13 protein-coding genes are annotated in these 14,961 nt (G+C 57.6%); 7 read left to right on the forward strand and 6 right to left on the reverse strand.

The genetic code is table 11. From position 1 onward, the window contains the following. Together ACR0DS_RS15805 and ACR0DS_RS15810 are read left to right on the forward strand one after the other, a co-directional pair. Positions 1–960: right-handed parallel beta-helix repeat-containing protein (locus tag ACR0DS_RS15805; protein ID WP_480616839.1), on the forward strand; the 960-nt coding region annotated here is incomplete at its 5' end. A gap of 114 nt (positions 961–1,074) precedes the next feature. After that, positions 1,075–2,433: an O-antigen ligase family protein gene (locus ACR0DS_RS15810; RefSeq protein WP_480484456.1), complete on the forward strand. Its 1,359-nt coding sequence runs from the start codon at positions 1,075–1,077 to the stop codon at positions 2,431–2,433. Here ACR0DS_RS15810 and ACR0DS_RS15815 read toward each other — a convergent pair. From ACR0DS_RS15815 to ACR0DS_RS15830, 4 genes are read right to left on the reverse strand one after another with little or no spacing between them, the layout of a single operon-like run. Beyond that, complete coding sequence (locus ACR0DS_RS15815; protein ID WP_480484455.1) at positions 2,430–3,110, reverse strand: polysaccharide deacetylase family protein; 681 nt, start codon at positions 3,108–3,110, stop codon at positions 2,430–2,432. The genes ACR0DS_RS15810 and ACR0DS_RS15815 overlap by 4 nt on opposite strands. Next, positions 3,107–4,150, reverse strand: coding sequence for a lipid II:glycine glycyltransferase FemX (locus tag ACR0DS_RS15820; protein ID WP_480484454.1), 1,044 nt, complete (start codon positions 4,148–4,150; stop codon positions 3,107–3,109). Before ACR0DS_RS15820 ends, ACR0DS_RS15815 begins: the two co-directional genes overlap by 4 nt. Before the next feature lie 7 nt (positions 4,151–4,157). After that, positions 4,158–5,366: a GNAT family N-acetyltransferase gene (locus tag ACR0DS_RS15825; RefSeq protein ID WP_480484453.1), complete on the reverse strand. Its 1,209-nt coding sequence runs from the start codon at positions 5,364–5,366 to the stop codon at positions 4,158–4,160. Beyond that, complete coding sequence (locus tag ACR0DS_RS15830) at positions 5,363–6,322, reverse strand: glycosyltransferase family 2 protein (RefSeq protein ID WP_480484452.1); 960 nt, start codon at positions 6,320–6,322, stop codon at positions 5,363–5,365. Before ACR0DS_RS15830 ends, ACR0DS_RS15825 begins: the two co-directional genes overlap by 4 nt. A 150-nt stretch (positions 6,323–6,472) precedes the next feature. Between ACR0DS_RS15830 and ACR0DS_RS15835 the strand changes: the two genes are divergently transcribed. Genes ACR0DS_RS15835 through ACR0DS_RS15845 form a run of 3 tightly spaced genes read left to right on the forward strand, consistent with a single transcriptional unit; the run spans position 6,473 to position 9,417 of the window. Further along, on the forward strand, positions 6,473–7,576 hold the full coding sequence (locus tag ACR0DS_RS15835) for a lipid II:glycine glycyltransferase FemX (protein ID WP_480484451.1): 1,104 nt from the start codon (positions 6,473–6,475) through the stop codon (positions 7,574–7,576). 27 nt (positions 7,577–7,603) lie between these two features. Beyond that, positions 7,604–8,236 (forward strand): GNAT family N-acetyltransferase, encoded by a 633-nt coding sequence (locus tag ACR0DS_RS15840; protein WP_480560197.1) that lies wholly within the window; start codon positions 7,604–7,606, stop codon positions 8,234–8,236. A 14-nt stretch (positions 8,237–8,250) separates the two neighbouring features. After that, positions 8,251–9,417, forward strand: a complete 1,167-nt coding sequence (locus tag ACR0DS_RS15845) for a DegT/DnrJ/EryC1/StrS family aminotransferase (protein WP_480484449.1) — start codon at positions 8,251–8,253, stop codon at positions 9,415–9,417. Positions 9,418–9,424: 7 nt separating this feature from the next. Here ACR0DS_RS15845 and ACR0DS_RS15850 read toward each other — a convergent pair whose 3' ends face one another. Next, a complete protein-coding gene (locus ACR0DS_RS15850) occupies positions 9,425–10,972 on the reverse strand; it encodes an oligosaccharide flippase family protein (protein ID WP_480560195.1) in 1,548 nt (515 codons plus the stop codon). A 375-nt stretch (positions 10,973–11,347) separates the two neighbouring features. Between ACR0DS_RS15850 and ACR0DS_RS15855 the strand changes: the two genes are divergently transcribed. After that, positions 11,348–12,610, forward strand: coding sequence for a nucleotide sugar dehydrogenase (locus ACR0DS_RS15855; RefSeq protein WP_480529090.1), 1,263 nt, complete (start codon positions 11,348–11,350; stop codon positions 12,608–12,610). Then, complete coding sequence (locus ACR0DS_RS15860) at positions 12,597–13,853, forward strand: glycosyltransferase family 4 protein (protein ID WP_480560193.1); 1,257 nt, start codon at positions 12,597–12,599, stop codon at positions 13,851–13,853. Before ACR0DS_RS15855 ends, ACR0DS_RS15860 begins: the two co-directional genes overlap by 14 nt. A gap of 6 nt (positions 13,854–13,859) precedes the next feature. Here ACR0DS_RS15860 and ACR0DS_RS15865 read toward each other — a convergent pair whose 3' ends face one another. After that, a complete protein-coding gene (locus ACR0DS_RS15865) occupies positions 13,860–14,960 on the reverse strand; it encodes an acyltransferase family protein (RefSeq protein WP_480484445.1) in 1,101 nt (366 codons plus the stop codon). Position 14,961 lies beyond the last annotated feature (1 nt).

Consider the following 14,961-nt stretch of genomic DNA (forward strand, 5'->3'; position numbering starts at 1 on the left):
GCCGGAAATGTGCATCTGGATGGTGTCTATTTTGACTACACATATAATGGCGGAGACCCGCATTTTATCGCCTATTTTGTCCTCTTGGACAGCACAGACATAAAAATCTCGAATTCAGTGTTCGACGGTGGGACCGCACGTGGAACAGGGACCGAGGCGGACGGATACAGTATTGGGATTGGTCTGAAGATCGAGCGCGGTGGCAACCTGACACTATCCGGCAACGAGTTTCGCAAATGGTGGACCGCTGTTCTGTCGGTTCAGTCAAGACAGCTCACCTTTTCGGGCAACAATATCCACACGATCAGATCTGATGGGATCGATATCGATGCCGCAGATGGCCTGACAATCGAACGCAACAGGTTTCACGATTTTGGCGGGGCGGCCGGTTCCCAGGATCACCGCGATATGATTCAGATCATGCGGGTGTCGCCCCGGGGGTCTTCGGATATCGTCATCCGGGATAACGTCTTTGACATGGCCGGCGGCGACTTCACTCAGACGATATGGGCCGGTGGCGACGGCAAGGATCTGAACAACTCTGTCATGCGGCATCGCAATGTGCTGGTTGAAAACAACATGATCTACAATGCTCATATTCACGGTATTTCCATTCACGGATCCGATAACATCTCGATCAGAAAAAACTCTCTGATCCATGTGCCCGGCGGACACTCTGTTCCGGCCATCAATATTTCTTCGGATTCGACTTCGGTGGTCATTGAACAGAATGCTGTGGCAAGCATCATCGGGTACAAAAATCAGCGCGATTGGGTTGTGCTCAATAATGCGCTGATTCAGGATCAAAGCCCGTCACAGGGTGGCTATTACGATCACGAATTCATCTACCACGCGCGTGGCAGGAAGAACGGATACAATGAATATGGTGTCCGTCCCGGCAGTCAGCTTGATCGCTTGAATGCGGGGTCCACATTGTCGAAATCATATCCCTCGCGATGAGAGATGCAGAACGAAGTTGTGGAAAAGTGACTGGCCTTAGGCGCTTCGCCAGAATACTGACAACATGTTTATGCATTTTGTGACACGTTACCCAGTTAAAAGCAGGACGTTCGAATGACCGCTGTATTGTCAGCCAAAGCCAGTGCCCCGGCGACAAGGCCGATCGTTCTAGCCTTACTCATTTTCTCGTTTGCGATGCCGTTCTATTTCCACTTAGGGGGGCTCAGACTCAGCGGGTATCGGGTGATCCTGCTGCTGTTTATGTTCCCTGCGATTATCGGATGGCTGAGTGGCAAGGCCGGAAAGATCAGGCTCGTTGATATTCTGGCGATTATGTTCAGCTTCTGGTCGGCCCTGTCTTTTTCTGTCAATCATGGTTTGGTGCCGATGTGGCAGTTCATTGGGATGTTCATGATTGAAACGCTGGCGCCCTACTTCATTGCCCGAGCCTATATCCGGAATCTGGAATCGTTTCGGTATTTCGTGAAGTGCCTGTTTCTGCTCATCCTCATTCTGCTGCCCTTTGCCTTATTCGAATCCTTTACGGGCAAGACGCCGCTGCTGAACCTGTTTGGCAAGGTTCTGAGCGTTTATCAGAAATGGATATTCGAACCTCGGCTTGGGTTGCTGCGGGCGCAGACAACGATGCCTCATCCTATCCTGTTCGGAGTGTTTTGCGCGCCGGCCTTCGCGCTGACCTGGTATGTGCTGGGGTGGCAAAAACCGCTTTTCAAGAAGGTTGCTCTGACTTCGGTGATCGGGGGTGCCGTGTTCTTTTCCCTTTCATCGGGTGCCTTCCTGAATGTCATCATTCAGCTGGCGCTTATGGGATGGAACTGGGTTTTTCACTTCCTCAAAAGCAAATGGAAAGTTCTGCTGAGCATATTTGGCGTCCTGTATTTCATTGCCGAGATTGGCTCGAACCGGAGTATGTTCCAGATCTTTGCAACCCATTTCACGCTGACCCCCGGCACGGCATGGGCACGCATCCACACGTTCAACTTCGCATCCGACGATATTCTGCGAAACCCGATCTTTGGTATCGGTCTGCATGATTGGACGCGCCCCCACTGGATGGTATTGCTGAGCAGCGTCGACAACTTCTGGCTGGTGGTCACATTACGGCATGGTTTTCCGGCCCTGTTCCTACTGGCCGGTGCGGTCATTGTAACGTTCCTTAAACTGGGCAGCAGAAATCTGACCGGGGCAATGGCGGATGCGCGCCTTGGATATCTGTTTTCGCTGTTGGGCCTTTGCGTGTCTGCCGTTACGGTTCATCTTTGGGATTCCACGTTCTGTTTCTTGATGTTCCTTCTTGGGGCGGGGGTCTGGTTTCTGGATGCAGATGACGGATCCGAGCAGGACGGGGATCAGGCACAGGCCGACCAGGCAGACAAAAAGATGCGATATACCCGGTTTTCTCAGGCCTTGCCCGGTGAGCTGTCTACCGGGCGTGTCGCACGCGCCCGCTAACCAGTAGCCGTCCAGCGCCGACGGGCCATGCCCAATACGCGTCGAAACCGGCGCGCGAGCGGCATGCGACCCGACAAGATCGTCTGCAAATCCTGATCGCTCATATCCTCGCGCAGCGATGTGCGGGGGCGTAGGAATGCGTTTTTCCGCCAGGTGCCTCCGTCGCTTGACCAGGCTGTAGTGTAGCCCGCGTCGCTCAGCGCACGTAACACCCGCGTATCGTAGCGGCCAAAGGGAATGCCCGCCTCGGTCACTGGGCGGCCGCATATCGTTTCCAACTGCGCGCGGGATTCGCTGAGTTCTCGGACCAGCGCGGTGTCATCCAGTGTCGGCCAGGCAAGATGGTCGACCCCATGGCTGCCGATTGTCATATCCGCATCCTGCAGGGTGCGCAGATGGTTTGCATTCAGGGATCCGGCCTGACCGATCCGCCCGGTCAGGACAAAGAACCGTGCCCGAAGCCCCCGGGCCGACAGCGCTGGCAGGGCGATGTCATGATCCGAAAGATTGCTGTCATCGAAGGTGATGGTGAACCGGTTCGGATCGGGGTCTGCGGCGATCCGGTCCAGAACCCGTTCGAATTGCTCGACCGAAAGCCAATAGGGGGCCTCGCCCGGATCCAGAGGGCGTTTTGGTGTTCCGATGCCGTGAAAGTTGATACCGATGGGCTTTGTCATGAGCGCAGTTTCTTCAGGCGGGCGTGAATGGTTTCGGCGATGCTGATCAGGGCAGAGCTTGCGCCGACAGGGCGGAACTCGTACGGGCCCGCTGCGCGTAGCTCTGTGCCGCCCGTGCGCAGCTTGTAACGTGTGACGGAAGGGTTGGCTTCAGGATCTATCCCGCCCAGGTCGAAATACTTCAGGCCCAGGTCGCGACAGCGCAGCATGGAATGCCACATCAGATAATGCCCGGCATTCAGGCGCCGCCCGGTGTCCAGAGTGGCCCCGAACAGATAGACGGCATTGGACCCGGCGCGGCCCAGCGTCATTGCGGCAATGTCGGCCCCGTCCTTGCGGGCAAACAGAACCTCATGAGCAAAATCCGACCCCTCAAGGGGATAATAGAATTCTGGCGGGATGTCCGGTCGAAAGCCTTTGGCCGCCTGAACCTCGGTGTACATCGGATGAAACCGGTCAGCCGCTTGTGCAATCGGTACGATATCCAGATCAAGACCAGCTTTCAGCGCATTGCGCAGGGGGTTGCGCCATTTCCCGTGCAGGGCACGCATCAGCGTGTCGTCGTCCTGGGTACAATCCACGACCACGGTTCGATAGGTCGGGGATCGATCGGTGGGCAAAAACGCTTCGCTACGGGTCAGCTGATCCAACAATGCAACATCATGCCAGGGTGTGGCCGGAAACCGCAGGCGCAGGATATGCCCGCTCTCCTGAGCATACGTGCGCAGTGCGGCTAGCACGGCACGCAGTGTTGCAGCGTCGGGATCAGGCCGCTCGACATGCTGTACCAGTGGTCCGGCGGCAAGCCATGCAATGCCACGCCGCAGGCCGGGAACATGTTTGATGCGCAGACATGCGGCGGCAACAGGCTGCCCGTCCGGGGAGGCAAGCATTAGGAACTGTACTTCTGCCCCGATCCGGCGGGCCGCCGCGCGGGCATAGGTCAGGCTGTGTTCAAGGGTCAGGTCGCGGAATGACGCGCTGAGGGCGGGCCACTTTTCTTCCGGCAGAACCCGTGCAGAGAACTGATATGCGATCATATCCGCCTCATATTCTTGTTTTGATCCAGCTGGACCACAGCGATTTGTTTTTCAGCGGGATCACGGCCCTCAGCCGGGGTGCAGCCCGCCCGAACCAGAGCCTGTAATAGATCAGGTGCAACACACGCGCCCAGCCAAGGCAGAGCTTCAGCAAGACAGGGGATATTCCTGATCGCCGTGAGACGATCAGGCGATGAGTGGGCACCGATTCACCGCCATAGACCAGCTTGTAACCATATGCGCCAATCCCGGCCTCGATCCGCGTCACGCCCGCGCTGATCAGTTGTTCGACCATCTGGATCAGGCCGATTTTCCCAAGGCTGAGCCGCTCAAGCTCTGGGTCAGTTGATCTGGCGGGCAACCGCCAATGGCAGGTCTGTCCCGCGACCAGACAGAATTGAGTGGCAAGGGGGCCGTTTCGACCATGTTGTTCGACGAACCAGGTTTCTTGTCCCTGCAAGGTGGCATCTGCCAGATCGCTGTAGAAAGCGGGGCTGCCAGACCAGTCCACGAAATGGCCACCCTTGCCGATTTCCTGCCATTGCCGGTTGTGAAAGTCGACAAAATCCCCGAACTGATGCGCATCAGGATGGACCATCTGTGTTGTCAGGCCGTGGTCATTCTGTAGATGTTTCAGATCCCGCCGATACTGACCCCGGCGTTTCTTGGATAGGTTGGCAAGATAGCCGTCAAATGTATCGGGCAGTTCGAAAACCGTATGGGTACCAGCGGGCGTATCGGTCAACGCCAGCCCCGGTGCCGGAGTCACCCCATCGCGGATGGCAGCCAGCATGGTGCCGTGTTCTGAGGCGGGGGTGAAACTGACCAGATGCGCCCGGCCATCACCGAGAAGGCCGTTCAGGGCTTCGGCGCAGCTGTGCTTCTGCGCGGTTTCAGTGGCGGCCAATTGGAAAATCACCGTGTTGGGGTCAGTTGCGGCCAGTTTGGCAATACGGACCCTCACAGGACCCAGCCAAACCGGATAGATCATGAACGGCAGCAAGGCGACCAACTGACCCTGAGCGTCATGCGCCACAAGGGTCCGAAGTGTTTTGCCGCGCCCAAAATGGGCCCACCAGGTCAGGACCCAAACCGGAGTAGCATAGATATCCGCGCCAGTCTGTCGGGCCAGTGCGGCCCACGCATGGGCCATGTCCTCAAGGGGTTTGATCCCATCAACCCATTTGAATGTCAGCCGGACGTCTGTGTCGGTCACTCTGCCGGCTCCTGGCTGGTCAGGTGATAGCGCAGCGAGGCCCGGGCCAGACGCCGCCGCGCGGCAGCTTCTTCCCGCTGGTTTGCGGCTGACATGACGAAGCGCAATATGGAGGATCCCACAAAGACCATTCGGCCAAGGAATACACCCCACAGACCATAGTGCTTGCGCAAGTAGATCATCTTGCTTTTCTGCATTTGCACATACATGCGCGACCGGATCTGAGCGGTGCTTTTGCCACCCCCCTCAAGGTGCAGGATCTGTGCCTCGGGTGCGAACACGCATTTCCAGCCGGCATCGCGGATGCGGCGGCACCAGTCGGCCTCTTCTGAGTAGACGAAGAAAGCCTCATCCAGAAGACCCACGGCATCGAAGACACGACGAGGCACCAGCATGAACATGCCCGAGACGACGTCGACCTCGCGTTGTGAACGCCGATCCCAGTTTCCGTACTCTGCCCGGGCCAGAAGCTGATTGTGCGGTGACAGGCGGTGCAGACCGAATTCGATCAGTGCCAGATTGCCGGGTCCGGGGTCAGCAAAACAGGTGCGCTGGATGGTGGTTTTGTCCTCCAGAACCTGACAGCCTACGCAGCCGACATCCGGGTGCTGATCCAGCCAGTCCAGCATTGTGTCGATCGCGCCATCCAGAATGATGGTGTCGGGATTGAGCAACAGCAGATTGTCACCCTGTGCGATTTCCAGACCCTGATTGTTGGCGGCGGCAAATCCTCGGTTCGTATCATTGGTGATCAGCCGGGCCTCAGGGAATTCGCCGTGGACAAGATCGGCGGATCCGTCGCTTGACGCATTGTCGACGACGATAATCTCATGCGGTTTCCGAGTCTGCTGTGAAATGGATATCAGGCAGTCCCGAAGAATATCCCGGGTGTTCCAGTTCACGATGACAATGGAAACAGCGCATTCGTTCTGAGTGCCGTGTGACGGTGAAGTCATGAAACTCTGTTCTCGTTAATCACTTACATTTTCAAATTGTTTAGCCATTGTTCTGATCTATGAATACACTCAACGTCATTAAACGACGGCTGTTGTTAAATAGTAGCTGTGAAATTCAGAGCGAATAAACCGGTATATTGAGGTATTAGTTTGGCTGGGCAGGAACTTGAAGGGCTAGATAGTGTTGCGATTGAATGCACTGAAACCCTGACCGCAGACCGGAATGCCGAGTGGACGACGTTTCTGAATGCGGCCCGGCATCAGCATCCGCGGCAATCTCCGTTGTTTACGAATTCGGAACAAAGATTAAATCGCAAGGTGATTTATGCCTCGGCGCGCCGGGATGGTGCGCTTGTGGGTGTCGGCCTGATCTCGCTTGAACCGCACCCATATCTCCCCGGCGCCTGGTCCCGGGCCCATTGCCTGAGCGGCCCGGTTTGCGACGATGCCACCGATATGGTGGCGTTTCTGAACGGCCTGTGCAGGCAGCCTGAGCTTGCAAGGGTTGGCAGCCTGACTGTCACTCCGTTCTGGACCGAAGAAGAGGCCGGCACACTGGATGCCGCACTGGCCCGTGCGGGATGGCGCGTTGCCGAAGAAAGCCAGTTTCGCGAGACCGGATGGGTCGACATCTCGGTCACGAACGAAGAGATCATGGCGGCGTTTTCCAAAAGCGCCCGTCGCGAGGTCAGACGCGCAGAACGGCAGGGCGTGACGTTCCGAAGCGCGCAGACCCCGGAAGAGTTTCGTATTTTTCTTGAGAGCATGAACCGGTTGCGCGTTTCGCGCAGGCTGCCCGAGCTGAGCCTTCCCGCCTATGAGGCGATGTTCGAGGACATATTGCAGCAGGACGAGACAGGCACCGTGATCCTGGCCTGGCAGCAAGAGGCCTTTCTGGCCGGGCTTTTGGTGTATCGCAGCAGGGACATTGTGCACGGCCGGCATTTCACCACCGAGCCGGATCATCTGCGGGCGGCGGGCAATCTGCGTATCGCCCCGGCCTTGTGGTTGGAGGCCATGAGATGGGCCAAGAGCAAGGGCTGTAGAACCTTGGATGTCGAGGGCTATCACGTACCGGTTTCAGGCGAGAAGAAATTCAACATTCACAAGTACAAGTCAGAATTCAATCCGCGTGTCGTGCAGCGGATTTCGGCCCGTGAAAAGGTGTTGAACCGGTCTGTGTACCTGACGGGAAATGCGCGTGATCTGATCCGGGGGCAGCTGAAAAAGCTCAAGAGGGCAACGGCGGGTTAGGCCCCTGAACGATTGGTAAGGCGAAGTATGAATCTGGCTAAAAAAGGCAAATTGCAACTGATCCGGGGGGCCGCGCGACGTGGGCCGGTTGTTCTTGTCAGGCAGCTTTGGCTGGCCCTGATGGACAGCTTTGTGCGCAAACGCCATCTGGTATTCCGGCTGGGCGCGACCAGTTGCGCTGCCTACTCACGAGCCGGGCAGGACGCGCAACTGGTGCGGGAAATCCGATCACGCGAAGACCTTACCAGTGACGAACTGGCCAGCTTGACGGACCCTGAGGTGGCGCATAACTGGGGAATGCCGGAATGGCTGGACGCCGGGTGGCAGCTTTGGGTGCTGACAGAAGAGGGGTGCATCCAGGCGGTGGCCTGGGTTAGGGATGCCGCGCATAGCCGCGATTTCTTTGTGCCTCTCACCGACACGGAAGAGCTGTTCTGGCATGTTTATGTCCTGCCGCGATACCGAGGCAGGAATTTGCAGGTCCGGCTTTGGGGTATGATTGTTGCCAACAGAAGATCCGCGGGAATCGACGGGTTTTATACCAATTGCCGGGATTACAATTTACCGTCCAGGCGCAATATTCTGAAAACGGGGTTTTCACCTATTGGACATTGCGATGAAAACCGTCTGACACACCGTCGGGCCTGGCGGGGTTATTGAATTGCGGGACGGGGATGAGAAACGACACAGGTAAGAGTACGCTTTATTGCGGCGATCCTTCGATGCGGCTGGCCAATTTGTTCCGCCGCGATCCTGCGGGCGGGTATACGGCGCTGTTCAGGGACCGTTCCGTTTTCTGGAGTTTCAATACACGTGTAGCGATCCGGGCGGCTTGCGATCTTCTTGATCTGAAGCCTGGAGACGAGGTTCTGGCACCCGCCTATAATTGCGGATCAGAGATTGATCCGCTGATTGATGCTGGCCTTTCTGTCCGGCTGTATTCGGTCACCGAAAACCTTCTTGCCGATCCCGCGCGGATTGAACCGCTTATCACCAGACAGACGCGGGCCATCTATGTAACGCATTATTTTGGAGTGATTCAGCCCGCTCTGGCAGAACTGCGCGCATTGTGTGATCGGCACGGGCTGCGCCTGATCGAGGATTGCGCGCTGAGTCTTCTGAGCGGCGCTTCTCCGGCCGAGGGGCATATCGGGGACGTTTCGGTCTTCTGTTTTTACAAGTTCATCCCGGTTTTGGGCGGGGGCGCCCTGGTGATCAACGCGCCGGATCTGGACGCAACGCGCATGTTTGAACGCTCCCCGCCGCGCAGAACGGTTGCCAAGACACTTGTACGTGCGGGGTTAGCGAATGTGCTTGGCCCAGCGAAGCTGAAAGGGATGGTAAAGGCTATAAGGGGTGGGGATCAGGTGGACCCACAAGCCTGTTCCAATGAGGAGGTTCTAGAGGATATTCCGGGCCATTACTATTTCGACCCTGCTTTGCGCGGCACCCGGATGAGCACCTTTGCTGCCCGCCCCCTGCGGGCCTTTTCCGTGCTGCAGGCCATTGAAACACGTCGGGCGAACTGGCAGTGCTACCGGGATCTTCTGACCGATATGGCGGGCGTGCGCCTGCTCGTGCCCGAGCTGTCGCCCGATACTTGCCCGTTGAACATGCCTGTGATGGTGGCTGGTCGCGACCGGGTCGTGCAGGAGTTGCAAAAAAGCGGGGTTGCTGCAACTCCCTGGTGGGCCGGGTTCAACCGCAATCTCGACTGGACGGGGCAGGCTGAGGCGATGACGCTTAAGAACGATACCCTGTCACTGCCGCTACACCAGTACCTCTCTCAAGACCATATCGAGTATATTGTTTCCGAGTTGAAGCGGGGCCTTAGGGTCTGACAGCCATTCAGAATATCTTGGCGACGAACTTGCGTTTGATTTTCGACGCAAGTTCTAATGCCAGGCTTTCGAACCCTTTGGGCCGCCCGGACAGGTGCCATAGCAACAGGTGTGTTGCGATATATGTGAACACGCCGACAAGCACCTTGACCGAGAAGCGGATACGCAGCAGCGGCAGTTCCTCGGCGGAATTATAGGCCCAGCCGATCGCATCGCCACTGCCATAGGCGCTGCTGACGATTAGAACGGCGGTGACCATTGTGATGGCTGCGGCAAAGGTACGCCAGGCCATGAGGATGGGTGTGAGAAGCCCCCCGGTCCCAAAATCCTTGGCCATGACCAGCGCCAGACCGATCGCGAACAGGCTGGCGGCACCAGACCCGAGGATCGCGCCCACAAACCCATGGGTGGATCCCAGTAGCACCAGCATGGTTGTTACGACCAACAGGATACTGTTGCGTAGAAACAGCCGTTTTGTGTCACCCTGCACGTAGCTTGCTGACCGGACATTGGCCTGCAGCGTTTCAATGGCCTTGAGCGGGGCGAGCACCCAGATGACCTGGGAGGCTGCTAGCCACTCATATCCGACCACCACGACGATCAGGTGGTTTGCGACCAGCGCCATTCCGACACTGACGGGAATGATAATGCCCAGCAGGATGGCATTAGCCTGTTCAAAGGCTTCGCGGTCGTTGCCCTGAGCCCTGGAGATGCTGGCAAGCCCGGGATAAATTACACGCTCAAGTGGCCCGATGACCTGGCTGGTGAACAGTGACACAAGGCGAAAGCCAATTCTGAAAATGCCAGCATCCGCCAGCCCCAATGTCGCTCCGATAACGATTTGCGGCATGTTGGTCGTCAGGAATTGTGTGATCTGTGCGCCCAATGACCATGATGATACGTCGATACAGTCATGCCAACACCTGAGCGTCAGCCGGGGCCGCATCGGTGCGACGGCAAAGGACCAGATAACACGTGCAACTTGGGTCAGAAAATTGGCTGCGACAATGGCCCAGAAGTCGCGCCATAACCAGGTAAGACACACTGCGAACAACGTGTATGTAATACGGCTGATAGCTTCTTCACCTGCCACGAATCCAAACCTGAGATCCCTTTCCAGCAGGGGAAACCGTGTACTTTTAAGCGAGCTGACGATGGCAATCAGGCATAAGGCAGGAATCAACTCGGTCAGGGCCGGTAAACCCAGAAAAACCATGAGAGGTGCACTGATCCAGATCAGGGCGCCCGCGGAAATACCTAGCAGCAGCTGCATCGTGAAAACCGTATTAAGATGCGCTTCGGTTACTTCGGGCTGCCGGATCAGCGTCATGGAGACCGCGCGCTGCGCGATTTCAAGTAATGCCACCGCGATAACGAAATAGGCGATTACACCGAAATCCGTCGGAGTCAGCAGGCGGGCAGTAACGATAAGTGTCAGAAGGCCAAGAACCTGACTGAAAACACCCGAAGCAAACAGTGCTGCGGCCCCAACGACTAGGGGTGTGCTACGCGGGGCTGCGGCCCCGGTCGGTTCGGATTTGGGCGAAGGCTTCAACAGCTTTGTCTTTCCACATTCAAAACAAACAACAGAATAACGGGTTAGTGTTTCCTTTTTATCTCCTCCCCCAAGTATTCCAACCAGATAGAGAAGTGCTGTTCTGGCAATTTGGCGGGGTCGCTGTTACTCAAGGAAAACTGCGGTTTTTTATGTCGAAATCACATGATTTTCTTTCAATGTCAGAAGGTTGTTTCATACTCGGTGATACGTGTAGGTCCAGTGTCAGAAAGTTATCTTCTGTTTCAAGGAGAATTTCCGGCTCAGTGTCTCAGATCGGGCTCCTCATGAGCAAGCGCGTCAAGTATGTGATGCCTGATATGTGTCCGGTGGGGGTCAGCGCTCGGAAGCCGGAATTCAAAACGGTATAATGATATGAAGATTGCGATTTTTGGTTTGGGGTATGTGGGGTTCACGGCAGCGTGCTGTCTGACCCGTGAAGGGCACGAGGTGATCGGCATCGATGTGAATGCCGACAAGGTGTCCGAAATCAACGCAGGCCAGCCCCCGATCAAGGAGCCGAAAGTGGCCGGGCTGCTGACCGAGGCGCTTGGGAAAAATCTGATCCGGGCCGTGGTCGAGATGCCGGATCTCGGGGATGTCGATCTGGCCATTGTCTGTGTGGGCACGCCCAGTTCTACCGATGGCTCGCATAACATGAGCTTTGTGGCCGAGGTGACGCGTCAGATTGCCGAAACCGTATCGCCGGATCGGGCGCGACCGCTGACGGTGGCGTATCGGTCAACCTTCCGGCCAGGCACCGTGCGGCAGCTGATCGAGCCGATCTTCCAAAGCTATCTGGGCGAGCGAACGGCGCAGGCGGTCGAGATCGTCTATAACCCCGAATTCCTGCGCGAGGCGTCGGCGGTGGATGATTTCTTCAACCCGCCCAAGATCGTTGTTGGTACAGCCGATGGCAATCGCTCGGCGGTAATGGACGAAATGCACGAGGGTCTGGACGCGCCGGTGTTCTACACCGCTTTTGAAGAGGCTGAGATCACCAAATTCGTCGACAACACCTGGCATGCCACCAAGGTGGCCTTCGCCAATGAGATCGGCCGTATCTGCCACAGCATGGGCGTGTCCGCCAAAACCATGCACGAGATTTTCGTCTCGGATACCAAGCTGAACATCTCGGCCTATTACACCCGCCCGGGCGGCGCGTTCGGGGGCTCGTGCCTGCCCAAGGATGTGCGCGCGCTGCAGCATATCGCCGGCGAGGTGGGGGCCCATACCCATCTGATCGACAGCCTGTTGCAGACCAATCAGGCGCACAAGACCTATCAGGCGCAGGACATCATGGCGCGGCTGCCCGAAGGCGGCCGGGTGCTGATGGCGGGGCTGGCCTTCAAGGCCGGAACTGATGATCTGCGCGAAAGCCCCAATGTCGATATTGCCCGGCGTCTGCTGCAGGCGGGGTATCAGCTGTCGGTCTATGATCCGGCCATCAAACCTGCCGATCTGCGGGGGCAGAACCTGGGTTATGCCTTTACCCACCTGCCCAATGTGGGCCGCCTGCTGGTTGATCGCGCCACGGCCGAGGCCGGGCCATGGGATCTGGTGGTCGGATCGAACCGGATCGTGAACGAGCTGAACCTTGGCGATGCAGAGGTGATAAGAACCTATGAATATGACTAGCCCTGTGTCCGCCGTTCAGCCGATCTCGTTCGACGAGCTGCGCCAGAGCCAGCCGCTGAAAGGGCTGAAGGTTCTGATCGTGGTGGAAAACCTGCCCGTGCCCTTCGACCGCCGCGTCTGGATGGAGGCGCGCACGCTGGCTGCCGCAGGCGCGCTGGTCTCGGTTATCTGCCCCACCGGCAAGGGCCATGAGGAACGTGTCTGGGAAGATGAAGGCATCAAGGTCTACCGCCACCCGCTGCCGTTGGATGCCAGTGGGGCGCTGGGGTATCTGCTGGAATATGGCGCGGCGCTGTTCTGGGAAAGCTGGCTGTCACTGAAGATCAAGTTCACCCGTGGGTTTCACGTCATCCATGGCTGCAACCCGCCCGATCTGATTTTTCTGGTGGCGCTGCCCTTCAAGCTGTTTGGCGTGCGTTATCTGTTCGATCACCACGACATCAATCCCGAGCTTTACGAGGCCAAATTCGACAAGCGCGGCTTCTTCTGGAAGCTGATGAAGACGTTCGAGCGGCTGACCTTCGCCTCGGCACGGGTGTCGATTGCCACCAATGAAAGCTACCGCAAGATCGCCATTGAACGCGGCGGCATGGCGCCCGAGGATGTCTTTGTGGTCCGCTCGGGCCCCGATCTGAGCCGGTTGCAGCACCTGCCGCCGAACCCCGCGTGGCGCAACGAGCGGACATACATGGTGGGCTATGTCGGCGTCATGGGCGATCAGGAAGGGATCGACCTGCTGCTGGAATCCGTGGCGCATCTGGTGCAGGTTCAGGGGCGCGACGACATCCAGTTCTGCCTTGTGGGCGGGGGCCCCAGCCTGGACAAGCTGCGCGAACAATCTGCTGAAATGGGCCTGTCGGACTATGTCACCTTCACCGGCCGCGCGCCGGATCATGATCTGTTCGAGATCCTGTCAACCGCAGATGTCTGCGTGAACCCGGACCGGGTGAACGAGATGAATGACAAATCCACCATGAACAAGATCCTTGAATACATGGCCTTCGAGAAACCCATCGTTCAGTTCGACGTGACCGAAGGGCGGTTCTCGGCGCAGGAGGCCTCGCTTTACGCGCGCGCCAACGATCCGGTGGATATGGCCGACAAGATCACCGAGCTGCTGGCAGATGACGCCCGCCGCACCGCCATGGGCGGATATGGCCGCGCCCGGGTCGAAGCCGAGATGGCCTGGCCCCATCAGGTCCCCGCGCTGATCGCGGCCTATAAGCGGATCTGGAAGGGCTGAACTTCGTTATTCGGCGGCTTGCTTGGTTTCGATGGTTTTTGGCACTTTGGTCCGGCGGCGCAGGCGCATGGCCGGAGCTTCAATGAAGTGCCATGACAGCACAGCGCAAATCAGCGTGAAAGGAAGCGATATCGCCATGTTGACAACAGGCGTCGTGACCCCCGCCTGTGCCACCAGCTGCTGGATCGGAAAGGCGTAGATGTAGACGCCGTAGGAATAGTCGCCCAGCTTGTTATAGCGCAAAAGCAGCGGGGCTTCGGCGTAGCCTGCAAAAAAAGTCGCATAAGAGAGGCTGACGGCGAAGACCGGCAGAAACAGAGGCGTGAACCAGGCCATAGCGGCCAGCGCTGCAGAGGTGGCCAGCAGGATCCAGGACAGCGGGATGTACTGGCGCCAGATATAGAACACCATCCCCATCAGGAACGGCAGTCCAAGCCGCGTAAGCTGCTCGATGCGCGGGTTCAGCTCGGCAACCATCGCCACGGCATAGACAACTAGGAACAGCAGCGCCATTGCAGCGAATATCTTCTTTCGGCCCAGAAGGCCAAGAACCCCACAGATCAGGACGCCAGTATAGCAGGTGACCTCGTAAGACAGCGACCAGAGAGAGCCGTTGATTGCGGGTCCGTAAGGATTGGCTTCGAATACGCCGGGCAGCACGTACTGAATTCTGAACAGCAGCATGTTGCGAACGAAGAACTCCCCCGCCTGCGACCAGAAAACGGCAGGTGGCGCCTGTGTCAGCAGAAGACCGGCAACCAGAAGGGTAATTATGGTCACCGCCGCAAGGGCGGGAAACAGACGCAGCGCGCGCGCAGTCAAGAAGGAGGTAGCGGATCGTTTTCGGTCGAAGCTGCGCGTGATGAAAAAGCCTGAGATCGCAAAGAATATCCAGACGCAGACCATGCCAAGCGACAATCCGTGCAGTGTGGATTCGAATGGCTGGCCGACCGCGCCGCCCCAGCTCAGCGGATAGGCATGCGATACAAGCACTCCGCCAGCGGCCAGGATGCGGATCAGGTTGAAATTGTTGTCGCGCCCGTCTGACCGGTCCGCGATAAGCGGCGCAGGCTTCCCCGAGGTTGCACGCGCATCATGCTCTTTCATC

It is taken from the genome of Ruegeria sp. AF5, assembly GCF_056541905.1.

Bases quoted from the DNA above. Each gene is read 5' to 3' on its own strand.
- ACR0DS_RS15845 (WP_480484449.1), top strand. From the start codon at position 8,251: ATGAGAAACGACACAGGTAAGAGTACGCTTTATTGCGGCGATCCTTCG.
- ACR0DS_RS15840 (WP_480560197.1), top strand. From the start codon at position 7,604: ATGAATCTGGCTAAAAAAGGCAAATTGCAACTGATCCGGGGGGCCGCG.
- ACR0DS_RS15860 (WP_480560193.1), top strand. From the start codon at position 12,597: ATGAATATGACTAGCCCTGTGTCCGCCGTTCAGCCGATCTCGTTCGAC.
- ACR0DS_RS15830 (WP_480484452.1), bottom strand. From the start codon at position 6,322: ATGACTTCACCGTCACACGGCACTCAGAACGAATGCGCTGTTTCCATT.
- ACR0DS_RS15810 (WP_480484456.1), top strand. From the start codon at position 1,075: ATGACCGCTGTATTGTCAGCCAAAGCCAGTGCCCCGGCGACAAGGCCG.
- ACR0DS_RS15820 (WP_480484454.1), bottom strand. From the start codon at position 4,150: ATGATCGCATATCAGTTCTCTGCACGGGTTCTGCCGGAAGAAAAGTGG.
- ACR0DS_RS15815 (WP_480484455.1), bottom strand. From the start codon at position 3,110: ATGACAAAGCCCATCGGTATCAACTTTCACGGCATCGGAACACCAAAA.
- ACR0DS_RS15855 (WP_480529090.1), top strand. From the start codon at position 11,348: ATGAAGATTGCGATTTTTGGTTTGGGGTATGTGGGGTTCACGGCAGCG.
- ACR0DS_RS15865 (WP_480484445.1), bottom strand. From the start codon at position 14,960: ATGAAAGAGCATGATGCGCGTGCAACCTCGGGGAAGCCTGCGCCGCTT.